This is a genomic window from Exiguobacterium sp. s142 (assembly GCF_018618455.1).
In the GTDB taxonomy this organism is placed as follows: domain Bacteria; phylum Bacillota; class Bacilli; order Exiguobacteriales; family Exiguobacteriaceae; genus Exiguobacterium; species Exiguobacterium aurantiacum_A.
Map to the genome: position 1 here is coordinate 1 of NZ_JACSMB010000051.1, position 382 is coordinate 382.

The window sequence follows — 382 nt, forward strand, 5'->3', positions numbered from 1 at the left end:
CCTCGCGCTCGCCAACGCGAAGCTGCACCTCGACGCGGCGTTCGCGAAGTTCTTCGCCGGGACGGCCGGCTTCCCGGTGTTCAAGTCGAGACGGAAATCGCGCGCCTCCTACACGACGAACAACCAGCACGGCACGATCCGTATCGAAGGGGGCCACGTCCGGCTGCCGAAGGTCGGGTTCGTCCGCTTCACACAGCACCGCGGTTTCGACGGCGAGATCCGGTCGGCGACCGTGTCGATGACGAAGACGGGCAAATTCTTCGTGTCGCTCCTCGTCGAGCAGCCCGACGAGCCGTGGGTCCCCGCCGAGCACAAGATCGGGATCGACCTCGGCCTCGGGCACTTCGCCGTCATGACGAACGACGCGATGGTGACGGAGAAG

The 382-nt window shown here is 66.0% G+C and carries 1 pseudogene; it reads left to right on the forward strand.

Annotation, left to right across the window (positions count from 1 at the left end):
• Window positions 1-382, forward strand: a pseudogene (locus KNP77_RS15840) (RNA-guided endonuclease TnpB family protein); the annotation flags it as partial.